The sequence below is a fragment of the Candidatus Formimonas warabiya genome (genome assembly GCF_002777255.1).
In the GTDB taxonomy this organism is placed as follows: domain Bacteria; phylum Bacillota; class Dehalobacteriia; order Dehalobacteriales; family Dehalobacteriaceae; genus Formimonas; species Formimonas warabiya.
On record NZ_CP017634.1, the window covers coordinates 1,992,706 to 2,015,200 of the forward strand.

Consider the following 22,495-nt stretch of genomic DNA (forward strand, 5'->3'; position numbering starts at 1 on the left):
GTGATCTTACAAGTCCTTGACTACGTCCAGACAGCGCTGGCACAAAGTGGGATGCTCCCCGTCTGCCCCTACCGTTTCCGAATAGGTCCAGCACCGCTCGCATTTTTCTCCCGGCGCCCCGCTGACTTGAATAAACAGGGGCATATCTTCCGCTTTGTTTGCTTCCTCGGGAACCTTTTCTCCCGGGGCATACAACCCGGTGGAAGAAACAATAAAAATCGTGGACAGTTGATCTTCCACCGGTTTCAAGAAATCGTATATTTCTTGATCGGGGTACAAGGCTACCGCGGCATTTAATGAATGTCCGATGACCTTTTGCTGGCGGGCAATCTCCAGTTCCTTGGATACTTTTTCTCTGATCGCCAGAATCCGGTCCCACTTTTCCTCCAGGGGGCCATTGATATAGGACTGATTCACTTCCGGCATCTGCACCATCTGCACGCTGACCGGAGCGTCGCCCTCTTTGGGCAGATAACGCCAGATCTCCTCAGAAGTAAAGGCCAAAACCGGCGTGATTAACCGCACCAAAGCATGAATGGTTTCGTACATCACGGTCTGGGCCGCCCGGCGGCCCAGGTCCTGTGCCGGCGACGTATAGACCCGGTCCTTCACAATATCCAGGTAAAAGGCACTCATATCGACGACACAGAATTTATGAATAGCATGATAGACGATGTGAAACTCGTAATTCCGGTACCCGTTGGTAACCCGTTCAATGAGTTTATGCAGCTTGTGCAGGGCCCATTGATCCAATTCCCGCAGGTCCTCATAGGCTACCTTATCTTTGGCCGGATCAAAGTCGTAAAGATTGCTCAACAAAAACCGGGCCGTATTGCGAATTTTCCGGTAGGCTTCCGAAACCTGCTTCATAATGCTGGAAGAGTTGGCCAGGTCGGAGCGGTAATCCGCCGATGCTACCCAGAGCCGCATCACATCCGCGCCCATTTGTTCGATTACTTTTAAAGGATCGACCACATTGCCCAGAGATTTAGACTGTTTCCGTCCCTGTTCATCCACCACAAAGCCATGGGTGAGTACAGTTCTGTAAGGAGCATGTCCCTTGGTCGCCACAGCGGTGGACAAGGAAGAATTGAACCAGCCCCGGTGCTGGTCGCTGCCCTCTAAATACAGATCGGCGGGCCAGCGATGGTCTGCCCGGGTATCCAAAACAGCGGCATGGCTGGACCCGGAATCAAACCACACATCCATGATATCCGTTTCTTTGCGGAAAGCATGGTGACCGCATTGGTCACATTTTAATCCCTGGGGAATCAGGTCCTGCGCCTCTTTGGCAAACCAAATCTGGGACCCGTGCTCCCGGAACAGCGCTTGAATGTGGCTGATAGTGGCATCATTAATCACCGGGTGGCCGCATTCCAGGCAATAGAAAATGGGGATGGGCACGCCCCAGGTGCGCTGGCGGGAAATACACCAGTCGTTCCGGTCGTGGATCATATTGTAGATGCGGTCTCTGCCCCAGGAGGGAATCCATTGTACCTGATCGATTTCCTTCAGAGCCAGTTCCCGGAAGCCATCTATAGAGGCAAACCATTGTTCCGTAGCCCGGAACAAAATGGGGTTCTTACAGCGCCAGCAATGGGGATACTGATGCCGGATGGAAATCAGCTTGAGCAGAACTCCCTTTTCATCTAGTTCTTTGACCACGGCTTTATTGGCATCCCCGGTCTTCATACCCTGGAACTGGGCTCCTTCCGCCGTAAATACGCCCCGGTCGTCCAGAGGGGAGATCACAGGCAGCTTGTATTTCCGTCCCACTTCAAAGTCTTCCGCCCCATGTCCGGGAGCGGTATGGACGCATCCGGTGCCCGCCTCCAGCGTCACATGTTCTCCCAGAATGATCAGGGAATCCCGGTCCATAATGGGATGGCGGCAGACGATATATTCCAAGTCCGACCCTTTAAATTCCTTGAGGATGGCGGCATGTTGCTTTTCGATATCTTTCAGGAAGGGCTCCAGCAGTTCTTTGGCCACGACCAGTTTTTGCCCCTCTACATCCGCCAGCACATAGGTAAAGTCCGGATGGAGGCAGATGGCCACGTTGGCCGGAATGGTCCAGGGCGTGGTGGTCCAAATCACAAAATAGCAATCCGGGTCCAGGATGCCCTTGCCGTCCTGCACGGGAAACTTGACATAGATGGAAGGCGATTTGGCATCCGCATACTCAACTTCCGCTTCCGCCAGAGCGGTTTCACAATCGGCACACCAGTACACCGGCTTCAATCCTTTATAAATGTAGCCTTTTTTGGCCATCTCGCCGAAAACACCGATCTGGATCGCCTCATATTCCGGAGCCAGGGTCAGATAAGGGTGCTCCCAGTCCCCGCGCACACCTAGTCTTTTAAACTGTTCCCGCTGGATATTGACATACTTCAGGGCATAGTCGGCACACTTCTGCCGGAACTCCACCGTGCTTACCTTATGCCGGTTTAGCCCCAGGTCTTTAATGGCCCGCTGCTCAATGGGGAGGCCGTGGGTATCCCACCCGGGAATATAGGGGGCGTCAAATCCATCCATGGACTTGAACTTGACGATGATGTCCTTCAATACCTTATTCAGCGTGTGTCCCAGGTGAATATCCCCATTGGCATAGGGGGGGCCGTCGTGCAGAATGAATTTCGGTTTCCCGGCCGTCTCTTGCTGCACCTGTTTGTAAAGGTCTATTTCCTCCCAAAACTTCAAAAATTCCGGTTCCCTTTGGGGCAAATTTCCCCGCATGGGGAACTCGGTTTGCGGTAAATTCAGTGTTTGTGAATAATCCATGCTTGGTCTCCTCTCAATATAAAAATAAAATAAGGAAAATAAAAAATCCTTCCAATCCCCTCTTAGGGACGGAAAGATCCGCGTTACCACCCTAGTTGCTTCCCGGGACAAAACCCTGGGAAACCCCTCTCTCGTTTAACGGCCGATACCGGATAACCTTACTGCTCTTTCAGGCTACCACTCCTGGGTGATCATTTCAACAGTTCAGGACCCGGCTTGCACCACCCCGGATTCGCTTTACGCTTAGCTGTTTACTTATCCCAATCATCGTTTTTTCATTTATTGTCGATTGTTACTTGTTATTATATGAATATTAGGCAAAAAGTCAACCATGAGATCCATTATTCTATCTGAAAGGCCTTTTTCGCCTCGCTCAGGGAAAGGCCGGAAATCTCCACAATTTTGTTTCGGGATAACAGTCCGGAAATAATGGCAATATCTTTGGCTGGTTTGCGGAACAAATCGGCGAAAAACCGGATCACCGCCTCATTGGCCGCCCCGTCCACGGGAGGAGAAGTGATGCGCAATTTCACGGCATCCCCGATGATGCCGGCGATCTCACTTTTGGACGCCCGGGGCTGTACTTTCACCTTAAAGGCAATTCTGTTGCCTTTGTCTACGAGATCGATCATAAAAGATCATTCCTTTATTCGTTCACACATATCGGGAAACATGAATAAAATACCGGCCTTTTTGGGTCGGCCCGGAAAAGGAATCCACCACCATCCGTCCTTTTCCCCGGTAGGAGATGGTGTCTCCGGCCTGGATATGAAAAGAGGGATCGGTAGTCACTTTCCAGTTGACGCGGATTCTGCCCCCTTTAATATCAGGGAGCGTTTTGGTGCGGGAACAACTGAACCCCACCCCTAAAACGGCATCCAGCCGGGGCGACGCCACGGTGGATGTAATTTCTTTTCTCTCCTGAACCGGTACCGTTAACTGGTGCGGTGAAATTTCTTTTACCCGTACCGAAACACAGTTGACCTTTTCCCAGTTTGCCGTCACATAGCGGGCAATGTCCTGATCCAATATCACCTGGCACCCGTTCTCTATTATTAAGATATCTCCAATTTTTTCCCGCCCTATACCTAATCCCAGCAACGCGCCCAAAAAATCCCGGTGATTTACCTCTTTAAATTTAAAGTTTCCTTCCACCTGCAAAAAAGCAAGCTGAAAGTCAAGAGAAGTCTCCGGGCAGGCGGGAGGAAAAATGATCAGTCTGGCCCTTTCCGCCCCGTCATAGCCGCCCCATGCGGAAAACAACAGGTCGGGAAGTCCCCGGAGCATCCCTTCTCCCGCCTGACGAAAATAAGGGTCGAGAAATCCTGTAATTTCCCAACTATTCCGCACATAGGCCCGCTCCCATTGATCCAGCAGGCGAATCATGGCCTGGCGCAATTCTTTGTCCGTGACGTGGGTAAGACATTTTTCCCGGTCCAGCATGCTCTTTTTACCTAATAGAACAGATTCAAAATAACATGCTCAATAAACTGGAGAATCAGGATCGCCAAAAAAGGGGAAAAATCAATAGGCATGCCCGGTCTCATCGGTATCAAGCGCCGGAAGGGAGCTAGCACAGGCTCGGTAATTTCATAAATAAACTTAATCACGGGGTGATAAGGGTCGTGTCTGATCCAGGAAAGCAAAACCCGGATGATAATCAACCAGTTTAATACCTCAAATGCCGTTCGGATGATAAAAACAACCGTCATTTTTTCCCTCCTTCTTCTGAACCAAGTTCTTGAGAGCGCTCCGCAGCAGCCATAATGGCATCCATAAAGGCCACCCGCACCCCGGCCCGTTCCAGGACATGAAGTGCCGCGATGGTGGTCCCCGCGGGGGTGATTACCTTGTCCTTCAAAATGGCCGGATGGGTCTTGGTGCTGTTCACCATGGCCGCCGCTCCCATCACAGTCTGCACCGCCAAATCCAGAGAAATTTCCCGGGGCAACCCGGCCCGCACCCCGGCGTCACATAAGGCTTCAATCACCAAAAAGATATAGGCCGGACCGCTGCCGGACAACCCGGTCACCGCATTCATCAGTTTTTCCGGAAGAATATGTACCGCCCCTACTGAACCCATGATATTCAAAGCCAGGTTTTTTTGTTCTTCCGTGATATTCGCAGAAAAGGCCAGTGCGCTGACCCCTTTCCGAATCAGACAAGGGGTATTGGGCATGGCTCTGATCACACTGACACTCTTGGGAATATACTGATATAAGGAATCAATGGAGAATCCGGCCACAATGGAGATCACCAGCTGCCCTTTGGTGAATTTATCTTTCAAGTGCAAAAGCACCTCGCGCACATTCTGCGGCTTTACCGCCAGAATTACCACATCGCTGGTTTCCACCAGCTCCTCGTTGTCAGAAACAGTAATGATACCATATTTTTCTCTCAGATACGCCAGCCGCTCCTCTTTGGTGTCACTCGCCCGGAGAGACGCGGGCAAGTACTCGTCGGTCTTCAGCAAACCGCTTATAAAGGCTTCCGCCATGGCGCCGGCGCCCACAAACCCGATATTCGAACCCACAATATTGCCTCCGCCCTACTTTTTTGTCCAGGAAAAGCCTTTAAAAAACGCTTTTTCCCGATCCTCTTCGTTGATTTGCCCTACCACATCCACATTGCAGGTGGCAAAAAGGAAGGTGCCGGCCGCTACTTTTTGCACGGAGCCGTCTAAAGCAAATACAGACCCGCTTAAAAAATCCACCATCCGTTGTGCCGTGTCTTTATCCGCTTCATCAAAATTGACGATTACCGGTCGCCGTTCTTTAATATTCTGCGCCACAGATTCTACTTCGTCAAAAGATTTGGCTTTGATCAGCATCATTGTCACCGGCCTTTGCGTAGGAAGGCTTAATAAATTAGCCTTCTTTTGTCTTCTTATTCTGTCCGAGTCCTCCATCTGGGATTCCAACCGGTCCTCCGTTTCACCGTCTTCCACCTCAAAGCCGATCACACCCATGACTTTGTCAATTATTTTGCTCACCTTAAGACCTCCTTTTAATAACAATGTTTGGGGACACACCTCTCTATCAGGCATTTCTATCCGCCGAGGAATGTCCCCAATTTATATTCTTTTCCCAAATATGGCACTGCCAATACGCACAATATTGGCTCCTTCCTCAACGGCTACATGATAATCGTTGGTCATGCCCATGGATAAATATTCCATTTCCACCCCGGGTAAGGCCAAGCGGTGAATCTCATCCCGCAGGGTCCTCAGTTCCCGAAAAACCGGTCTTACCTCTTCCGCATCTTCCACCAAAGGTCCAATGGTCATCAGTCCCTGAACCCGAAGATGGGGGTAGCGGGAAATTTCTCTGATAAAATCAATGGTTTCCCGGGGCGCCACGCCAAACTTTGTTTCTTCATCGGCCACATTCACCTGTACCAGAACGGGCATCTCCCGTCCTGCCTGTCCGGCCCGCTTGTCTATTTCCCCGGCCAAAGATAGGCTGTCCAAAGAATGAATCAAGGATACCTTGTCGATAATGTACTTCACCTTGTTGGTCTGGAGATGTCCGATCAAGTGCCAGTCCACTTTTCCCTTTACCTGATCATATTTATTCAGTATTTCCTGGACCCTGTTTTCCCCAATGGCAGAAATACCGTACCCCACCGCTTCATTCATCTTCTCCGCCTGGACATTCTTTGTCACAGCCAAGAGCAGCACCTCTTCAGCCGCCACAGCACTTTTTTGTTGGGCTTGCCGGATCACTGCCCGGATATGGTCGATGGCCCCCAAAATTTCCGACACCTGTATCACTCCCTTACACCCTAATCTAGCCGCTGGCCTTCCCGGACCCAAGACGTGTTCAGGATGTACCGGCTGCCCACGTCAAGTCCGGAAACCACCACCTGGTCCTTGACCGATCCCTTCACCTCTACTTCCGTCCACCGGCATACGCCTTCCCGGTCCATAAAGACTCCGGGTCGGCCGTCTTTTTCCACTAAAGCTTCCTTGGCGATCGTCACCCCTTCATAGGAGCCCGCGATGATATTTAAGGTCATAAATCTATTTTTCAAATCCAAATCAGGGGCATCCAGTATTTCGCCGATGGCAACAAGCTGATCATTACTCTTTTTTACCTCCCGGAAAACAATCTCTGTCTTGATGCCGTCGGAGAACTTCACCGTCATGCTTTTCCCTTTCACCGGAACAGGAGTAAGCCCCGCCGGGTAGGGAAGATACACATAAGGATTTGCCAAATTATCTACTATTTTTAACAGGGGCTTGCCCCGCTCCGCTTTTGGGGGCGCGGAAACGCCTCCCTGCTTGTCCGCCAGCAATTGAGAAATTTTCTCAATATCTAATTTATCCAGCATGTCCGGTTTTAAAACGCCCTCCAAATCATCGGGATGATAGGATACCAGCCCGGCCCGGGGCGCTTTCACCGCAATTTTCACCAGATCACTTGAGGAGGTAGCCGCTTGGGTTTGCACATAGCCAATCACTCTCCCTACCGCCACCTTTTCCCCTTCGGGGACAGCCGGCTCAAAGGTGCCGTCCGCCGGAGCGGCGACCACCGTTTCATCCCTGATCAGGGCAGCTGCCACCGGCTCAGACTGCTCCAGAACCTTCCATTCCGCAGTGCCGTATTTAACCATTTTGGTCACAACCATATTTTTCACGGGATGATAGACCAGCCAGAGACCAAATACGAGAAGCACCAGCACGAGTACTTTATTTTTAACGGTACGCCCTTCCCTTTTAGGCATAGTGGCAGGTTTTCTGGTTTTGGCCTTCGGTCTCACACGTGCCATGATCTTAATTACACCCTTCTTTGAGCATGATCAGTGCTGCCTGTCTGCCCGTCTGCCCCTGCTCTTGCCGATGGGAAAAAAAGATGTCGTGGTTACACGCCGTACACAGGTTGCTCTGTGTGATGTTTTCCCCAGGGATCCCTGCACGGATCAACTGTTGTTGATTCAATTTGGGCAGGTCGATCTGCCATTTCCCTTGCCCGTCGGCCAAGCAAAAACTCTCTGGATTGGTAAATGTTTGGGCAAATTGCTCAAAAACCGGCCGGTCCACCTGAAAACAGCAGGGCCCGATGGAAGGGCCGATGGCTGCCAAACAGCACCCGGGATCCGATCCAAATACCTCCCGCATGCGGTGCACAGTTTCCCGGGCAACTTGCTGAAGGGTTCCTTTCCAGCCCGCATGGGCCAAAGCAACCGCCTTTTTAACCGGATCCAATAAAAATATGGATACACAATCCGCATAGTACATACTTAACAGCATGCCCGGGACATTGGTGATCAAGGCGTCTGTCTGGAGAATGGCATCCTCCATGGAAGCGCTGCCTCTCCCCCCATCCCGGGATTCCACCACGTGCACGTTCCGGCCGTGGACCTGTTCCGCAGCCACCAGCCGGTCTAAAGATGATCCCAGTAAATTGACCACCTGGCGCCGGTTGTTCCGGACCGCCACAGGATCGTCTCCCACATGGAAAGCCAGATTCAGGGAAGCATAATCCCCTGCGCTGGCCCCGCCCAACCGGCAAGTATAGCCGTGTGCTACCAAGTTGGTTGCCGTAAAAGAAGGAACGGTAAAAAAATATGTATTTTCTCTTTGTTCTTTCACAAAGCCCATTTTTAATTCTCCTGCTACAAGACCTTACTCTGGATATTATACCATTTGTTTCCCTCCGGTACAACTAAAGAAAAAGCGCGTAGCTAGGGACGCGCTTTTTTCCTGTTTTTTCTATCTTGAACGTTATTTCATTTTCTGTCCCACATTCCGCAGCCAGTTTATGGGCATACAACCCTTCCGGCTGGGCGAGGCGGGATGCCGCCGGACCAATCGACTGAAAGCCATTCTTGGTAATACGCTGATGGGTAACCATCTTTAAAAAAGTTCCACAGTATGCCTGACCTGAAGATTCAGGCCTTTTCGGACGATCGCATCTTCCAGCTGCATGCGGCAGGCCAGACAACCTGTTGCCACAATGTCCGCCCCGGTCTCAGACAGATTATTTAGGCAATGGTCTGTAATTTTTGTGGCTAAGTCGTAATGCTTTAAGCAGAAAGAGCCTCCGGAACCGCAGCAATGTCCCTGTTTCGCTTCGATAAAGGTGAGCCCGGGGATTCTTTTGAGTATGTCCCGGGGCTGCTGCGTCACTTTCAGGCCATATTTTAAATGGCAGGGATCATGATAGGTGACTTTTCCTTCCCTCCTGCCCATTTCTGGGGCAAAGTTTCTTTCAGAAATGAACTCTGTGATGTCCTTTACTTTCTCTGCCACTTTCCGTGCCATTTGCCCCCAGGGATCCTTCTCTTCAAAGAGTTCCGGATAATGTTCCTTTAAAGCCAGGCCGCAGGAACCGCAGGAAACCACAACCGCATCCACGTCCAAGCCGGCCAGTACTCTTAAATTCTCTTTCGCCATGATCCGGGCAGTAGCCATATCACCTGAGGAAAACACCGGCATGCCGCAACAGTGCTGCAGTGGAGGAATCATTACTTCGACCCGGTGCTGGTTTAGGACCCGGACCAGGGCTTCCCCTACCTGGGGATAAATATAATTGGCCATACATCCGCTGAAATAGGCCACCTTCAGCACCGGAGAAGGAACTGCGTTTACTTCAGCCAGTTTTTTCTTCAAAGTCTGAGGAGCTAAAGGAGCAAGTACCCGTCTCCGGTCCAAACCCAAAGGGATCCGGGGCAGCATGCCTTGCCCGTGGGGGCCGGGACGGAAAAGGATTTTCTGGCCCCATTTGCCCATGCGCAAAGTTGCATTAAATATTCCTCGTCTCGGCAGCAAAAGCCTGGCAATCAGTTGATAAAGGAGGGAAACGCCCAGCTTCTTTTGCATTTCCGCCCGGCCCCAGCGAATGATGGTATCCCCTTCCGCTCCCCCCGGACAATTTGCCGTACACTGTTTACATTGGAGACACAGGTCCAGCCTTTTGGTCAGGCCTGGTGTGCTGTCCAATTCCCCCTGCCGGAGCGCCTTAACCAGGCTGATTTTACCCCGGGCTAACCCTGATTCCACACCGAGTTCTTGATAAACCGGGCAGACGGACTGGCAAGCGCCGCACCGATTGCATTTCTGCACGAGATCTGCTATATGGTCCCGGTACGCCATATCACCATCTCCTGTTCCCAAACATTTTTCCGGGATTGAGGATATTTTGGGGATCTAGGGCGTCTTTCACGGCCTGCATCACATGCATTCCCTCTCTTCCTGCCTCCCAAGGAAGAAATGGCGCCTTCACTATTCCGACACCATGCTCTCCCGTAATGGTCCCCCCCAAATCAAGGGCAGCTTTAAAGAGTTCCGGAAGTGCCTGCCGGACCCGGTTCATTTCTTCGCTATTTTTTTCGTCGGTGAGAATATCTGCGTGGAAGTTCCCATCACCGGCATGAGCCAGGATGGCGACGGTCAATTGATAGGCTTCCGCAATTTTACGCACCTGGCTGATTGCCTGGGGTATTTTATCACGGGGAACGGTAACATCTTCCGATAGGATCGTGGGATAATTTCTGGCAATGGCGCCAAAAGCCCCTCTTCTGGCCGCCCAAAGTCTTTCTCTTTCATCTTCGGAACTGGCGGCACGGATTTGCATTGCCCCCTGGTCCCGGCAAATTTTTTCGATCTCGCTGATTTGATCATTTAATGCGTTTTTCGGGCCATCGACTTCTATTAAGAGTATACCTTCCGCGTCTAAAGGAAGACCTGACGGCATAAAAGCTTCGATATGATGGATAAAGACCTGGTCCAGTAATTCTAAAGAGGAGGGGATCATCCCCCGGGAAAGAATTTCTACCACCGTTTCCGCCGTTTGATCAAGATTGGGGAAGGAGGCCAGTACGGTCTGCCTGGCCTGGGGCATGGGAAGCAATTTTACTGTGATTTGGGTGATGATTCCCAGGGTGCCTTCTGATCCGGTAAAAAGCCGGGTTAAATCATAACCGGCGACACTTTTCATCGTCGAGGCCCCGGTTCTGGTGATACTCCCGTCCGCAAGGACAACTTCCAAACCGAGGATATAATCCCTGGTTACCCCATATTTTACCCCTCTTGGCCCGCCGGCGCACTCCGCCACATTCCCCCCCATGGTAGAAAAAGCCAGGCTGGCTGGGTCAGGCGGGTAAAACAAGCCCTGTTTGGCCAGCTCTTCTTGAAACACTCCCGTAACAACTCCCGGTTCCACAACAGCAATCATATTCCGACCGTCAATCCTGATAATCCGGTTCATCCTGGTCATTTGAATAATCATGCATTCCGCCAAAGGTACACTGCCCCCGCTTAAATTGCTCCCGGCCCCCCTGGGGATCACCGGAATTTGACAAGCAGCTGCCAATTTGATGATCCGGGAAATTTCCCTACTATTTTCCGGCAATACAACAACGCCAGGCATGGATGGCTGTTCAAAAAGAAAGCTGCCGTCATAAGTGTAGCAAAACAAATCTTCCTTTTCGGTAAAAACATATTCCTTCCCCACAATTTCCCTAAGCTGGGAAATGATTTCCGGTTTCATGTGATATCCTCCCTTAAAAGGTCAGGGGACACACCTCTATATCAGGCATTCCTATCCCGCCGAGGAATGTCCCCAATTTACCCAAAAGCTTAGTCCCGGCAAAAAGCATAAGAAATTCCCCCATAAGGCATGGAATATACGACCTTTGCTTCAGGCATCAGCTCTATTGCTCTTTTAAGCAAATCATGAATATCTGAGAACAATTCAAATACACCCAATTTAGTCCCCGTTTCCGCCGGTATCGCCGGGGCATAAACCAAAACCTGATGTCTTTTTGCCATTTCCGTTAAAAATTGCAGCATATATTTTTCATCCAAATTCATTTCCTGGGAAAATTGCTCCCGGATATCCACCATCCGCTCCGTACCGCATTCCTTGGCAAAAGTACGCATGAAAGCTGCCGGCAAAAAATACTCCGGAATTTTCATGTCGCCAATCCCGTTGCTGCACCGCATCAAAGCAATTAATAAGCCATCCTCTTTAAGTGCTCCCGAAGCGTTTGCTAAACACTTTGTGGCCTGTCTTAAATCAATATCCATGGGGTGAGACCCGGTGATCATCACATCGGCCTTTTCAGGAACCAAACTCCCATATATTTTCTCGGCCAGCCGGCATCCTTCCCGGTGTGCTTTGACAGGTTCTCCGCAAAACACGCCCACAGGCTCTCCTTTGACATTAAGTACGGTATTAATCAGCAAAATCTCCCCGGGAACCTTTGCTGCCCCTTCTTCGATCATTAAGCGCGTGGGACACTCTTCACCCATTTTCCCCACTCCGCTGAATCTTTTGGAAGCAGGCCCCATTAAATGGGTAGCGCCGATCGTTTTTATCCCGGCACATCCCGGAATAATATTTTTTAAACCTCCGCCAAATCCAGCCAATAAATGAGGTTCGATTGTCCCAATAGAGATGATCAGATCAGCCTCACAAACATGCCGATTCACGATGATTTCTGCTCCGCCGCTTGTTTTCCCTAAATTGGCCAACATTTGGTCCTGATAGCAATTATGGTTTATCACGGGAAATTGGCCCCATTCCTTTGTTCCCAAACGTGCGCAAATTTCCTTCTCACCCATGGAAGAATGGGTCCCCAAGGAAACCACCACGGTGATTTTAGCAATTTCAGCGCCTGCTGAAAGCAGCCTTTTCATCACCTCGGGAAAAATCAAGTGTACAGGGGTAGGCCGGGACACATCATCGACAATAACGGCAATTTTGCATCCGGGCAAACTCCTTGCAGATAAAGGAACCTGATCGATCGGGTTCTCCAATGATTGGTCCAGCATTTGCTTCATGTCTGTCAGTGGTCTGAAATCATCGGGTAAGATTTCCCTTTGGAAATTCCATGATTTCGGCAGGGCAATATTCATAAAATCCTGCTTTCCCCACGGCAACATCACATCCATAAAGTTTTTCTCCTCTGCCTCAAAAAATATTGCATGCTATCTGGATTCAACCTGCATGCAGTTAAGGACAAATTTTTTGAGAAGAATTATTCCATCTCGATTTCGTAACTGATACTTCCTGCAACACCGGATGTTCTTCCTTTTCTGATTTCGTTTAATGCTAATGCCCGGTTTAAGGCAACCCCAAAAGACCGGTAGATTGCTTCCCAAATATGATGTCCATTATGGCCTTTGACCAGCTCCACATGGAATGTACAATTTGCCCCCTGGGTAAAACCTTCCAGAAATGTTTCCAGATCATCGACAGACATTTCTTCTGTTACTGCAGGTATTTCTATATGGTTGTAGTCAATCGCAAAAAACGTCCGGTGTTCAAAACTTAGAGCAGAAATGGCCCTGGCTTCGTCAATCATTGCCATGCCGTCTCCAAAGCCCATAACTCCGTTTGAGGCATTATCTCTGAAATATTCCGCCACAACTTTGCCGAAAGTGATCCCCACATCTTCACAGACTAAATGGGTCAAATTAAATTCATCAAGCTGCACTTCAACTTCGATATTCATATCTGACCTCCAGGCAATATGTTCGATCAGGTGATTTAAAAATGGCAATGGTGTGGCAATTCTCTTCCGGTAGTCTTCTTTAAATTCATTAAAATCTAATGTTACCCTGACCAAAGATTCACTTGTTTTTCTTCTTACCGTATAAATTGTATTTTTCATACTTATGACCTCTCCTTCACAGCCAAGGCATGGGTATCGAATCCTTCAACAACGGCAATTTTATACGCATAGTCGCGCACCCTCTCAAAGCCTTCTTTGCTTGCATAGCCTACTGAGGAACGTTTAACAAAGTCCATCACCGAAACACTGGAATATGTTTTGGCAAATTGGCCTGTAGGCAGGATGGCATTTGGCCCCAAAAGGAAATTACATAAGGTGATCGGCGTGTATTCTCCCAGTAAGATTTCTCCGGCATTTTTAATTTGCGGAAGCACACCGAAGGGATCCTGGGTCATCACTTCCATATGCTCCGGTGCATAGAGATTGACGAAATCAATAGATTTCTGCACAGAATCGGTCAGAATGACGCCGCCGTAAGTGTTGTAATTCGTATTAACAAAATCTCTTCTCTTTTCGGAGAGCTTCGCCAGCTGCCTGTGCACAAAAGGCAGGACCTTTTTAACCAATTCTTCGCTGTGCGTAACCAACAAAGCCGCTGAATCCGGGCCATGTTCGGCTTCAATCATCCAATCCAGCGCTACCTTTTCAGGATCGGCAAATTCGTCGGCCAAAATGATCGATTCACTGGGACCGGCTGGCAGTCCGGCGTCAATATAGTTGCTCAGAACACGTTTGGCAGCGGTAGCATATGAATTGCCCGGACCTATCACCTTATGGCACTTGGGAATAGTTTCCGTACCGAAGGCCACGGCAGCGATGGCTTGAATACCACCCACCTTATATACTTCATCGATGCCGATTATTTTACAGCACGCTAATAAGGAATCATCAATGCTGCCCTCTTCATTAGGAGGTGTCACTACCACGATACGAGGAACTTTGGCCACTTTTGCCGGAATACCTAACATTAATAATACCGAGGGAAAACTGCCTTTACCGCGCGGTACATATAAGCAAACGTCGACGATTGGGGTAGTCTTCTCTCCCGCCATCAATCCCTTGTCAACATTAGTAAACCACATCTCTTCAGGCATTTGGGCAGCGTGAAAATGGGTGAGATTTTTCGCGGCATACGCAAGAGCTTCCCTGGTTTCGGCATCCAGGCGCTGATATCCCTCTTCGATCTCTTCCGGTTTAACTTTCATGCTGCCGGCAGTCAGTTTTACCTGATCGAATTTTTCCGTATATGCCAAAACCGCGGCGTCGCCTTCTGTTTTGATCCTGTCCGACACTTCCTGGGCCAGTTTCATATGTGCGCTGATATCAAATTCCGCCCTTTTTAAAACAAATTCCTGTTTTTCTTTTGATAGTTCTTTCCATTTATAAATGTTCATCATATCCTCCTTAAATCAAAGATGCATCTCCCATACCTTCCTCTGCGTAAAACGGATTATTCTTTGCTATTCTCCATGGATTGGTGGCATATGCTGCTCTTAGCGCATTACCCAACGCCATGAAAGCCGATTCCCATACATGGTGGGGGTCTCTGCCTTGCAATAGATCGATATGGATGGTCGCAGGGAATCCCTGGGCAAAACCTTCAAAAAATGCTACAAAATCAGCTGTTAAGATATCTTCACATATTTCATTACGGGAACCGGGGCAATCCTGTCCGTAAGTAATAAAACAATTTCTGCGGCCTTCCATATTCACCATTGCCCTTACCAATGCTTCGTCAAGGCCAAAGACCGAGAACCCGTCAATATTGATCCCCTCATCCTGCATTTTACGATAGAATAATTTCTTTAGACCTGCGCCAAAAGTAATTCCTAAATCTTCGGCGATGGTATGGGTTGACCGGTATTTGCCCACATCAACTTTACAACCTATGGACATATTCATGGCCCAGCCCAGATTCCACATGAAATGGTCAAGGATATTGATCGTCGTTTCGGGTTTGAGATTATGATCGAAAACAGTAGAGATCTCAACCATAATATCAACTTCTTGCTGATACTTTTGGATCTTGACATAGTTTTCACTCTCTTTATGGAGTGTAAAGAGTTTCGTCATCATTCTATCCTCCAATTATTAATGAAGTATCATTGGGGCACATTGATCCGTGCTCAATTGATTGTGCCCCATATGCCGTATTGTTCCTCAGGTTTTACCATTTTTTAAGCATATTTTCCCACAACCGTTCATCATCGGCAGAAACTTCGGTAGGAATCAGCTTACCCTGGACAGCCAGGTATAAGCCATCCGCATTGGGACTTTGGGTTTTGATATCTTCAACTACGGCAGGCGACCAGATGGCGCCTTCTTTGGTAATGGTATCGCCAATCTTCGGCAGAGGTATGCCCTGATTCATATCGTCTATGTATTTTACGGCCAGATTCGCGCAGTCATAGCCGGGGAATTCAACCGTGGCCAAAACCTTACCTTCTTTGATATACTCCAGCCATTCCGGACCGATGTGGATGCCGCATACCCCATAATCTTTGGGGTCAAGATTTGCCGTCTCGATCGCCCTGACAGCGCCGGCGCCCATGATATCCGGGGTTTGAACATAGACTCCGACTACTTTATCACCGTAACGGGTCAACAGTTCCGCAGTCCTCTCATAGGAATCCTCATTGTTCCATTTGCCTTCTCCCGGAGCGATGGTAAGCTGAGGATATTGAGCCATCACTTCCTGGAATCCTTTATCGATCAACCCGGTGATCATATCCTGCAGGGCACCGGTGATGTATATGACTACACCTTCGGGGACCTCACCGTTGTTTCTGGCCTTGATACCCTCAATAAATACATTGGCTGCTCTCTTGGTTTCATTGATGTTGTCGAAGTTAACAAACATATCCACATGGCCCCCTTCAGGACAACTGTCCAAGGCCATGACAGGAATTCCGGCCCCATTCAGTTTTTTAATGCCGGGAACTACTCCTTTCAGGTCGATGGCGCCCGCCATAATATATCCGCTAACTCCCTTGCTGATGAAATTGTCGATATGTTCAAGGATCTGCAAATTATCGCCGCGTCCGTCCTGAACGTCAAGGGTATACCCCAGTTCATCGCATTTTGCCTGTGCGCCCTTAATCATCGCTATCACATAAGGGGTATTAATATCTCTGACTACCATACCAATGATCTTCTTTTCCGCGTCTGTAGAGGGTGCAGGTTCATCGTTAGCGGCCGGTTCCTGTGATGAGCAAGCTGTCAGCATCATAATCAAACAAAACATCATTACACTAATTAGCAATACTGAAAACTTTTTCATAAAATCCCCTCCCTTATCTTTTCATAATTCTTTTTTACTAACGTGGGATAAAGTCTCTAACCTCCTTTCGTATCTGTACTGCCTTGAGCATATTTTCTAATGTATCAAGTTGCATTCATCGACGTAGAATGATCAATATCATGCAGAACAGCTCTTTTTTGTTCTTGCTGCATAATATTGTTTCTCATTTTTGTTTTATATCTGTCCAACAGAATTGCCACAAATATCAAACCGCCTTTTACGGCATAAACCAAGTTGATCGCTACACCCAGCATGGTCAGTGAATTGGAGATCATTTGCAGTAAAAGAGCCCCGCCCAGCATACCGATGGCAGTACCTTTCCCGCCTGACAAACTGGCCCCGCCCAGAATCGCACCGGCAAATGACATCATCACCATATTCTGGCCCATGGAATTAGCGATGGAACCGGCGCGGCCGGTGGCCAAAAGACCTGCCATAGCAGCTAATAATCCGCTCAAAACAAACGCGATCATCAGCATTCTGCCGGTATTGATTCCTGCGATATAACTGGCTTTGGGATTGCCGCCGGTAGCCATAAAGCAACGTCCGAAAGTTGTATATTTCAAGACATACTCGAAGACGGCGAAAATGATCAGTACGATAGGGATGGCAGCCTGCACGCCCAAAACATAACCGGAACCGGCAAAGATATATACCGGGTCTATACTGAACAAGGAAAAAGGCAACAGGAACAATACGATACCCCTGAGCATAATATTGCTGGACAAAGTCTGCAGGAATGGGTTAACCCCAACCTTCGCGACAAGCACCCCATTAAAGAGACCTACGCCGGCGCCTGCCAGTAAAGTTACCAAAATACATAAATAAGGATTCATCCCGTTGGGCAGCCATTGAGTTGCCAGCAGCAAAGCGATGCCGGGAGCAAATGCCATGGTGGATTCGATGGAAAGGTCCATCTGACCGATAATCAAAATCAGACCTTGCGCGAGGACCAATAAGGCGAGTATAGTGGAGTGATATAAGATGTTGACTACGTTGGTTGGCGTGGCAAAGTTCGGCGTAAAAATTGCGTTGATAGCAAAATAGAGTAAAACAAGTACCCAAATCAGATTATCCAATAAAAACAATTGCAGTTTCATTCTTTTATTCATCTTGACCTTCCCCCATCAGTTAAATTGCTTTTGATATTAACCCTGAATCGCCATAAAAAGCTCTTTTTCGTCTACTTGGCCGCGATGATATTCTTTTACGATTTGCCCTTTATACAGAACCAAAATACGGTCGCAAATCAAAAGCAGATCTTCCAAACCGGGAGCTGTGATGATTACTCCAGCATCTTTATCAAGTTTCTCTTTGATAATATGCAAAATACTGTCTTTAGCCGATATATCCACGCCCCGCGTAGGTTCGTCAAGCAAAAATATTTTCGGCTCGGCAGCAGCGATTCTGCTCACGACAACTTTTTGTTTATTGCCCCCGCTCAATTGATTGACCTCTTGCTCGATCGTAGCTGTCTTTACCTCGAATTTCTTAACCAAATCATAAGCAAATGCACGTTCGTCTTTATTGCTGACGTGAAAGACCTTGGCAAACTTCTTTAACGAATTCAAGACCAGATTTTCCTTCACACTTAAAATGCTGATCAGGCCCTCCGACTCCCTATCCTCAGGCAGGTAGGCGATTCCGGCTTTGGCTGACTGTGAAGGCCTGCGAAAACGGGTCTTCAGACCTTTTATTTCTATTTCGCCTATGTCCGGCGGTTCGATCCCGGCAATGCCTTTAAGTATTTCGGTTCTTCCGCTCCCGCGCAGACCTGCCAAACCCAATATTTCCCCCTGATAAAGATCAAAAGAAACATCTTTGTAAGCACCATAACGGGTGAAGTTTTCAACTTTCAGAAGAACGTCATGATCGCTATGTTCTTTTTCACGATAGGACCGGAATTTGAAACCTTCACCCACAATCATCCCGGCAAGCTTTTCCATATCCAAGTCGGCACAATCTTTTGTTTCCATCGTCCTCCCGTCACGCAGCACTGTCACACGGTCGCATACATCGAGAAGTTCATCCGTACGATGTGAAATGAATAAGATGGTACCGCCTTTTTGTTTTTTATCTTCTATGATCCTGTAAAGTATCTTTTGATCTTGATGAGAAAGAGAAGCAGAGGCTTCGTCCAGAATAATAATTTTAGAATTCTCCACATAACAAGCTTTCAGTACTAAAAGCAATTGCTGTTCTGAAACAGTTAGATCACGTGCTTTTTTCCGAACATCAATGCTAATTTCCGCCGCCTTGATCATCTTTTCAGTCTGTTGGTTCATCTCTTTCCAGTCAACACGGCCATGCTTTTTGATATAATCAGGCATAAAAAGGTTTTCCGCAACCGTAGCTTCAAGTACCATCTGCGGTTCCTGAGGCACAATGGAAATTTTCTCCCGCCGGGAACTGATCCGAGACAATGTGGTAAATTTTTTCCCTTCCAGAAAAATTTCACCTTCAGTCGGTGTCACCATACCGGCAATAATGCCCACCAAAGTAGATTTTCCTGCCCCGTTTTTCCCAATCAGCCCGTGAACTTCTCCTTTTTTGATCTCGATATTAACTTTTCTTAAAGCAATGGTGCCGGGATATATTTTTGAAATATTCTTCAAGGTGAGAATAGTATCCATAGGCTTCCCTTCCTTTGAAGCAAATTCTCAATATATGGGGGACATTCCAGTCCAGGGAAACATTCTTGTATTATTTTTTCATTCTTAATTGAGCGGAACGCTGATGGGCAAGGAGTCCTTCCACACCGGCCAGGTGAGCGCACGGACCGGCAAGCACCGCGGCTCCCTCCGCTGTTACAACTTGATAGGATGACATTTTTAAGAAGGTACCTACCCAGACCCCATTGCTGAAACGGGCTGTCTGCATGGTGGGCAGGGTATGATTGGTGCCGGATACATAGTCTCCAAAAGCCACCGGGGCACTATGTCCGATAAATAAAGAACCGAAATTTCTTAATTTGAGGGCTAGTTCATCATGATGAGCAGTCATTAACTGCAGGTGTTCCGGAGCAAATTGGTCAGATTCCGCTACCGCCTCATCCAGGGAATCCACCAGGACAATCTTCCCGTTCTCTTCCCAGGTTTTCCTGGCCAATGCCGCGGTACCTAAGGTTTTCAATTCGTTTTCGATTTCTTCTTCCACTTGCTCCGCCAATTCCCGGCTGGTAGTCAACAAAATGGCAATGGATGCGGAGTCATGTTCGCATTTTGCCAGCAAATCCACCGCCACACTGACAGGAGATGCGGTCTCGTCTGCGATAATCAGCACCTCACTTGGCCCGGCCAGCATATCAATACCCACCATTCCATTGACTTGTCTTTTCGCTTCTGTGACAAACCTGTTGCCCGGCCCGACAATGACATCTACCTTAGGAACACTTGCCGTACCAAAAGCATAAGCAGCAATGGCCTGGGCGCCGCCCATACAATAAACATCGTCGACCCCGGCAATATCCAGGCCAACCAGAACCGCCGGGTGAATACGGTCGTATCCTTTTGACGGGGGCGAACAAGCGGCAACCCTTTCCACACCGGCTACTTTAGCCGGAATCACCGACATTAATGCCGTGGAGGGAAGCGGATACCGGCCGGCCGGTACGTAAGCCCCACAGGTTTGAATCGGCACCAGCCTGCTTCCCAGGGTGACACCGGCAATGTGGGAACATTCTACCGGCTGCAGACAGGACATCTGTTTTTCCGCAAAAAATCTGATCTGTTCCGCAGCAAATTCCAAAGCCTTCACTGTTTCCGGGGATACCTGACTGTAGGCTTTTTTCAACTCCGTTTTGGGAACCTGAATCTCCTCTAAATCAACACCGTCATACCGTTTGGTTAATTCCAAGACTGCTTTGTCACCTTCATTTTTTACCTGATTGAGAATATTCAGCACGATTTCCTGTACATGATCCTGTTTCCAAGCCGTATCCAAAAGGTTATCCTTTAATACCAGCACCATAATACCTCCCCTTTACTCTATTTCTTCTTTGGTTTATATGTTAGGGTTTGAATACCACTTTTGCCGCACTCTTATCAGATGAATTCAACAGTGCAAAGACCTTTTGACCTGCATCAAGAGGGAACTCATGGGTGATCAAGAAATTTGCCTCAATATCCCTGCCTGTGATCAGGTCAGCCGCTTTTTCCAAGTCCTCCCTGGTATATCCGTTGCAGCCGGTTACTTTAATTTCCTTGCAGACGATGACATTGGGATCGAATGAGACTGTGTTTTCAAATAAACCAACCACTAATAAGGTTCCCCCCGCCGCCACAAGATTAAGGGAGCCGTTTAAAGTAGCCTCATTCCCTGCCGCTTCCACAACTTTATCGTATTCTAAGCCCATCCTGTGATCAAAACCGGTCATGATGGAGTTTGCCCCGGCCCGGGAGGCCATCTCCAGACGTTTTTCCGAAACATCTATCGCCGTAATATCTTTGACCTTACATATTTCCCTCGCCAGCAGGACCGTGAGCAGCCCAATGGGACCGGCTCCCACAACCGCAATATGATCTTCTGCTGAGAACCGGCCTTTTTCGCAAATATGCCAAGCGACCGCCAACGGCTCTGTGAGAACGGCCTGTCTGACATCCTCCGAACTCTTTAGCTTGATCAGCTTTTCTTTTTTTACCGCCAAGTACTCAGCAAAGCCCCCCGGAGAAACTTCTCCAATAAAACCCAAGGCGGCACAAGTATGATATGATCCCTTCAGGCAGCTGCTGCACTGACCGCAGGGGACCCGGGGATCTGCCACCACATAATCTCCCACCCTAAACTCCTGCGCATCGGATCCGACCTGTTCAATCACCCCAACCAATTCATGTCCCATGGTTTCCGGAATATTTACCATAAACATTCCCCTCCGGTAAATATGCATGTCGGACCCGCACACTCCGGCATATAAAACCTTAACCAGCACTTCGTCCCCTTGGAGTCGGGGCTTTTCGATCTCTTCAACCCTGATATCTTGGATTCCATAGTACCGAACCGCTTTCATCATTTGCCACCTCCTTTCGCCTTACTAACTGGCCAACCACCCTCCATCAACAACAATGGTCTGTCCCGTAATATAATCCGAAGCAGGACTGGATAAAAATATCACCGTACCCGCTAAGTCCTCAGCAGTGCCTACTCTTCCTGCCGGAATCCTTTCTTCGATCCATTTTCTATGGGCGGGGTCCTGAAAAAAGGGCTCGGTCATCCCGGTGCGAAAATATCCCGGGGCAATGGCATTTACCTGAATATGATGTTTTGCCAGTTCAATGGAAAGGGCTTTGGTAAATTGGAGCACAGCCCCCTTTGAAGCGCAGTACACCGTGGAGCCGGCCAAGCCGATAAAGCTGCCCAAAGAAGCCAGATTAATGATTTTACCGCTCTTTTGCTTGATCATATACTTTGCCCCTTCCTGGGCCAAAAAGAAGGACCCTTTCAAGTTTACAGACATGATGGCATCGAAATGCTCCGGCCTGACATCGGGAATATCTTCCGCAATTTCCGTCCCGGCATTGTTTACCAGGATATCGATCCTCTGATATTTTTGGACAATCTTTTCCATTACTTTTCGGATCGTTTCCAAATCTGTCACGTCACCTGAGACAGCTTCCGCATAGCCGTTTCCTTTTTCAATTAAGTCAACGGTTTGGCGCAGGGTATCCAAATTTCGCCCCAGACAAAAAACGACTGCTCCAGCCCCGGCAAGTGCGGACGCAAAGCCTCTTCCCAAGCCTTGGCCGGCACCGGTAACTAAAGCAACCTTGCCTTTTAAGCTAAAAAGGTTATTTATCATAATAAAGTACCTCCCGACTTTTAATGAATCATTTTGATGTAACTTTATTATTTTTGTTTTTTTACGGGATGTTCCCACGATAACGGGCGGTCAGCCCA

Annotated in this window: 21 protein-coding genes and 1 other annotated feature; all 21 genes read right to left on the reverse strand. The window is 48.6% G+C overall.

The features are described 5' to 3' along the window. Positions 1–6: 6 nt before the first annotated feature. Complete coding sequence (gene ileS / locus DCMF_RS09330; RefSeq protein WP_148134180.1) at positions 7–2,781, reverse strand: isoleucine--tRNA ligase; 2,775 nt, start codon at positions 2,779–2,781, stop codon at positions 7–9. A 61-nt stretch (positions 2,782–2,842) separates the two neighbouring features. Next, positions 2,843–3,058: a binding site (T-box leader), on the reverse strand. A 64-nt stretch (positions 3,059–3,122) separates the two neighbouring features. After that, entirely contained in the window at positions 3,123–3,413 is a 291-nt protein-coding gene (locus DCMF_RS09335) for a DUF167 domain-containing protein (protein WP_148134181.1), read from the reverse strand. A 22-nt stretch (positions 3,414–3,435) separates the two neighbouring features. Continuing rightward, positions 3,436–4,224: a YlmH family RNA-binding protein gene (locus DCMF_RS09340; RefSeq protein WP_148134182.1), complete on the reverse strand. Its 789-nt coding sequence runs from the start codon at positions 4,222–4,224 to the stop codon at positions 3,436–3,438. Positions 4,225–4,235: 11 nt separating this feature from the next. Then, complete coding sequence (locus DCMF_RS09345; protein WP_148134183.1) at positions 4,236–4,493, reverse strand: YggT family protein; 258 nt, start codon at positions 4,491–4,493, stop codon at positions 4,236–4,238. Further along, positions 4,490–5,314, reverse strand: a complete 825-nt coding sequence (gene proC / locus DCMF_RS09350) for a pyrroline-5-carboxylate reductase (RefSeq protein WP_148134184.1) — start codon at positions 5,312–5,314, stop codon at positions 4,490–4,492. The genes DCMF_RS09345 and proC overlap by 4 nt, the downstream gene beginning before the upstream one ends. A 15-nt stretch (positions 5,315–5,329) precedes the next feature. Beyond that, entirely contained in the window at positions 5,330–5,773 is a 444-nt protein-coding gene (locus tag DCMF_RS09355) for a cell division protein SepF (RefSeq protein WP_214659221.1), read from the reverse strand. Between the two features lie 81 nt (positions 5,774–5,854). Further along, positions 5,855–6,544 (reverse strand): YggS family pyridoxal phosphate-dependent enzyme, encoded by a 690-nt coding sequence (locus tag DCMF_RS09360; RefSeq protein WP_236860227.1) that lies wholly within the window; start codon positions 6,542–6,544, stop codon positions 5,855–5,857. Between the two features lie 20 nt (positions 6,545–6,564). Beyond that, complete coding sequence (locus tag DCMF_RS09365; protein WP_148134187.1) at positions 6,565–7,551, reverse strand: biotin/lipoyl attachment domain-containing protein; 987 nt, start codon at positions 7,549–7,551, stop codon at positions 6,565–6,567. A 4-nt stretch (positions 7,552–7,555) separates the two neighbouring features. Continuing rightward, positions 7,556–8,383 carry a peptidoglycan editing factor PgeF gene (gene pgeF / locus DCMF_RS09370; protein ID WP_148134188.1) on the reverse strand — a complete coding sequence of 276 codons (828 nt, stop codon included), beginning with the start codon at positions 8,381–8,383 and terminating at the stop codon, positions 7,556–7,558. Positions 8,384–8,638: 255 nt separating this feature from the next. Continuing rightward, positions 8,639–9,877: a (Fe-S)-binding protein gene (locus tag DCMF_RS09380; protein ID WP_148134190.1), complete on the reverse strand. Its 1,239-nt coding sequence runs from the start codon at positions 9,875–9,877 to the stop codon at positions 8,639–8,641. Position 9,878: 1 nt separating this feature from the next. After that, positions 9,879–11,273 (reverse strand): FAD-binding oxidoreductase, encoded by a 1,395-nt coding sequence (locus tag DCMF_RS09385; RefSeq protein WP_148134191.1) that lies wholly within the window; start codon positions 11,271–11,273, stop codon positions 9,879–9,881. An 89-nt stretch (positions 11,274–11,362) separates the two neighbouring features. Next, positions 11,363–12,679, reverse strand: coding sequence for a lactate racemase domain-containing protein (locus DCMF_RS09390; RefSeq protein ID WP_148134192.1), 1,317 nt, complete (start codon positions 12,677–12,679; stop codon positions 11,363–11,365). 86 nt (positions 12,680–12,765) lie between these two features. Next, complete coding sequence (locus DCMF_RS09395) at positions 12,766–13,401, reverse strand: hypothetical protein (protein WP_148134193.1); 636 nt, start codon at positions 13,399–13,401, stop codon at positions 12,766–12,768. A 2-nt stretch (positions 13,402–13,403) separates the two neighbouring features. Next, a complete protein-coding gene (gene hisD / locus DCMF_RS09400; RefSeq protein WP_148134194.1) occupies positions 13,404–14,699 on the reverse strand; it encodes a histidinol dehydrogenase in 1,296 nt (431 codons plus the stop codon). A gap of 7 nt (positions 14,700–14,706) precedes the next feature. Then, a complete protein-coding gene (locus tag DCMF_RS09405) occupies positions 14,707–15,378 on the reverse strand; it encodes a hypothetical protein (protein WP_148134195.1) in 672 nt (223 codons plus the stop codon). A 91-nt stretch (positions 15,379–15,469) separates the two neighbouring features. Continuing rightward, positions 15,470–16,582, reverse strand: coding sequence for a sugar ABC transporter substrate-binding protein (locus DCMF_RS09410; RefSeq protein ID WP_148134196.1), 1,113 nt, complete (start codon positions 16,580–16,582; stop codon positions 15,470–15,472). Between the two features lie 104 nt (positions 16,583–16,686). Beyond that, positions 16,687–17,715, reverse strand: coding sequence for an ABC transporter permease (locus DCMF_RS09415; RefSeq protein ID WP_148134197.1), 1,029 nt, complete (start codon positions 17,713–17,715; stop codon positions 16,687–16,689). A gap of 36 nt (positions 17,716–17,751) precedes the next feature. Then, a complete protein-coding gene (locus DCMF_RS09420; RefSeq protein ID WP_148134198.1) occupies positions 17,752–19,236 on the reverse strand; it encodes a sugar ABC transporter ATP-binding protein in 1,485 nt (494 codons plus the stop codon). Between the two features lie 70 nt (positions 19,237–19,306). Beyond that, positions 19,307–20,572 (reverse strand): histidinol dehydrogenase, encoded by a 1,266-nt coding sequence (hisD, locus tag DCMF_RS09425; RefSeq protein WP_148134199.1) that lies wholly within the window; start codon positions 20,570–20,572, stop codon positions 19,307–19,309. Positions 20,573–20,612: 40 nt separating this feature from the next. Further along, the gene (locus DCMF_RS09430; RefSeq protein ID WP_236860228.1) at positions 20,613–21,611 is read right to left on the reverse strand and encodes a zinc-dependent alcohol dehydrogenase; all 999 of its coding nucleotides are present in this window, start codon (positions 21,609–21,611) and stop codon (positions 20,613–20,615) included. A 21-nt stretch (positions 21,612–21,632) separates the two neighbouring features. Beyond that, a complete protein-coding gene (locus DCMF_RS09435) occupies positions 21,633–22,397 on the reverse strand; it encodes an SDR family NAD(P)-dependent oxidoreductase (protein ID WP_148134200.1) in 765 nt (254 codons plus the stop codon). Positions 22,398–22,495 lie beyond the last annotated feature (98 nt).

Excerpts from the sequence above, each read along its gene's own strand:
- ileS (WP_148134180.1), bottom strand. The coding sequence starts at position 2,781 with ATGGATTATTCACAAACACTGAATTTACCGCAAACCGAGTTCCCCATG.
- DCMF_RS09335 (WP_148134181.1), bottom strand. The coding sequence starts at position 3,413 with ATGATCGATCTCGTAGACAAAGGCAACAGAATTGCCTTTAAGGTGAAA.
- DCMF_RS09340 (WP_148134182.1), bottom strand. The coding sequence starts at position 4,224 with ATGCTGGACCGGGAAAAATGTCTTACCCACGTCACGGACAAAGAATTG.
- DCMF_RS09345 (WP_148134183.1), bottom strand. The coding sequence starts at position 4,493 with ATGACGGTTGTTTTTATCATCCGAACGGCATTTGAGGTATTAAACTGG.
- DCMF_RS09365 (WP_148134187.1), bottom strand. The coding sequence starts at position 7,551 with ATGGCACGTGTGAGACCGAAGGCCAAAACCAGAAAACCTGCCACTATG.
- pgeF (WP_148134188.1), bottom strand. The coding sequence starts at position 8,383 with ATGGGCTTTGTGAAAGAACAAAGAGAAAATACATATTTTTTTACCGTT.
- DCMF_RS09380 (WP_148134190.1), bottom strand. The coding sequence starts at position 9,877 with ATGGCGTACCGGGACCATATAGCAGATCTCGTGCAGAAATGCAATCGG.
- DCMF_RS09385 (WP_148134191.1), bottom strand. The coding sequence starts at position 11,273 with ATGAAACCGGAAATCATTTCCCAGCTTAGGGAAATTGTGGGGAAGGAA.
- DCMF_RS09390 (WP_148134192.1), bottom strand. The coding sequence starts at position 12,679 with ATGGATGTGATGTTGCCGTGGGGAAAGCAGGATTTTATGAATATTGCC.
- DCMF_RS09395 (WP_148134193.1), bottom strand. The coding sequence starts at position 13,401 with ATGAAAAATACAATTTATACGGTAAGAAGAAAAACAAGTGAATCTTTG.
- hisD (WP_148134194.1), bottom strand. The coding sequence starts at position 14,699 with ATGATGAACATTTATAAATGGAAAGAACTATCAAAAGAAAAACAGGAA.
- DCMF_RS09405 (WP_148134195.1), bottom strand. The coding sequence starts at position 15,378 with ATGATGACGAAACTCTTTACACTCCATAAAGAGAGTGAAAACTATGTC.
- DCMF_RS09410 (WP_148134196.1), bottom strand. The coding sequence starts at position 16,582 with ATGAAAAAGTTTTCAGTATTGCTAATTAGTGTAATGATGTTTTGTTTG.
- DCMF_RS09415 (WP_148134197.1), bottom strand. The coding sequence starts at position 17,715 with ATGAATAAAAGAATGAAACTGCAATTGTTTTTATTGGATAATCTGATT.
- DCMF_RS09420 (WP_148134198.1), bottom strand. The coding sequence starts at position 19,236 with ATGGATACTATTCTCACCTTGAAGAATATTTCAAAAATATATCCCGGC.
- hisD (WP_148134199.1), bottom strand. The coding sequence starts at position 20,572 with ATGGTGCTGGTATTAAAGGATAACCTTTTGGATACGGCTTGGAAACAG.
- DCMF_RS09430 (WP_236860228.1), bottom strand. The coding sequence starts at position 21,611 with ATGATGAAAGCGGTTCGGTACTATGGAATCCAAGATATCAGGGTTGAA.
- DCMF_RS09435 (WP_148134200.1), bottom strand. The coding sequence starts at position 22,397 with ATGATAAATAACCTTTTTAGCTTAAAAGGCAAGGTTGCTTTAGTTACC.